The sequence below is a fragment of the Peribacillus sp. P4_C12 genome (assembly GCF_056402095.1).
Genome location: NZ_JBFUIB010000603.1, coordinates 1 through 1,966 on the forward strand (window position 1 = coordinate 1; position 1,966 = coordinate 1,966).

The following is a 1,966-nucleotide window of genomic DNA, read 5'->3' on the forward strand; positions in this document are numbered from 1 at the left end:
AGTTTTACCATTTTCACTAGCTTGACAGGAGTAGCATGGTCTTTAGTCTCGTTATTGATTATTCGTTTTATGTTTGGATTGGGGGAAGGCAGCTTTTTCCCTGCTGGTGCCAAAATGATTTCAGTGGCCATTCCGCAAGAAAAACGTTCCCAGGCAATGTCTGTGTTTCTTTCTGCTCTCACGGTTGCAGGTGTGATTTCCCCTATACTCGCAGCAACTCTGCTCGTTAGTATTGGGTGGAGGATGATGTTTGGTATTATTGGAATTTTCGGGTTTACGATTGGATTATTATATTGGTTCTTATTAAAACCTAAAGTAGGGAGTCAAAGTGAAACGAGCTCGCGAGCAGAAGATTCCCAAACTGAAGTTCCTCCAAAAGGTTCTTTTATAAAGCTGTTTAAAACTCCCTTGGTTCTTAGCTTGATGGTTGCTTCTTTTGCCTTTGGTTTCATCAGCTGGGGAGTCATGTCATGGATGCCGACATACTTGGTGCAGGAACGTGGCCTTAATTTAATATCTATGGGTTTATTACAGATGATTCCGGCCATGACATCGGTTCTTTTCTATATTATCGCTGGATATGTACTAGATAAAGTAAGAAAGGGACGAGAAAAATGGATAGGGGGTTTTAGTGGATTAGGTCTTGCATTATTCGTTTATCTCATGTTTAATGCACAAACGTTAACGGGAGTGATCATCTATCAATCCATTATACCTATATTTTCAGCGGCATTATCTACTATTATTTTTAGCTTGCCACTAAAACGCTTACCAGAAGCAATAGGGGGTTCTGCGGTAGGGGTGGTCAATCTAGGGCTTCAGGTAGCTGGCTTTATTGCTCCTTTAACTCTTGGTTTTGTTATAGACGCTTTTGGAGGATCATTTAAAGGAGCAGTTTGGTTATTGGTTTCATTCGGGGTTGTTTGCTTTATCGCTTTTATGACATTAAATTCGGGTAAGGAAAATTATACTACTGAAAATCCTCCAATAGTTCCTGCTGCAAAATAGAATGATATGAATGAATGCTTGATTTTAAAGTGGAGAATTCACATAAAATGTAATTCTTCATATTTTTTTTTGTTTTTTTAAAAGGCAAGATTATTCAGGAGGCATTTTTCACTACAGGCAATCTGAAGGTCCCTCATTCAACTTCTTCCACTTTTCGGCACTGTTGCAGGCATCCAGACCTAACAATAGTAAGGCGGTAATACATTCTTCAAATTCTTCCTCCTAAAAAAAACAGATAAAATAACTTCTTTCAAACATTTACAAGACAAACAGTTTTTTATCGGGTTTAATATACAACTTTGATATCATTTAGGTGTCTCGGTTAATCATTCACAGTTCATGTCTGAGTGAATTAAATTTCTGATTAAACAACTTCAAGGGATGACGATTTGCATACAAAAGAATTGCATGCAAACGTCTTCTGCCCATACGATAAGTTTTAGAGGTGACCAGTAATTCATCACATTAGAAGTAGCAATATACGGAATCGTTGCAATTAAACCAATCTGAATATTCGTTATAAGCTTCTCTTTACTGCTTTAGTTCGGCATAATTAGTTCTCTACGCATCCCCTGAACGGCCTTTCAAATAGAAGAATGTAATAAACCCTAAATAATGGCCTGGAATCTTCCAACAACGAACAACAATACCATCCGGCTGGATTTTTTTTATGCGATATTCCTATTAAACTTTTTACATTCTATTATTAATAGTAAAATTAACAAATCGTCTCAAGTACATTTTTTAATTGTAAAATATTGTTCTGCTTACTTTCATTCTTCTTATAAATGAAAACGGTATTAAGGACATTGTCAAAGTTTAAATTGTAATAGTGAATGTTTGTATAGTTGTATAAGTCAATAAGCTTAGTATTTAATACAGCAATGGTATTACTGATTTGTAAAAAATCTTGAATACTACTAATAGATTTTATTTCCTTTAAATTATATTGTAGTTG

General features: G+C 35.5%; 1 protein-coding gene and 1 pseudogene. One reads left to right on the plus strand and one right to left on the minus strand.

Features of this window, described 5'->3' with window-relative positions; all coding sequences use genetic code 11:
* Positions 1-1,008: MFS transporter (locus AC1DUW_RS27050; protein ID WP_477643952.1), on the plus strand; the 1,008-nt coding region annotated here is incomplete at its 5' end.
* 718 nt (positions 1,009-1,726) lie between these two features.
* On the opposite strand, the pseudogene AC1DUW_RS27055 reads toward AC1DUW_RS27050, so the two are convergent.
* Positions 1,727-1,966 (minus strand): annotated as a pseudogene (locus tag AC1DUW_RS27055) (LysR family transcriptional regulator); the annotation flags it as partial.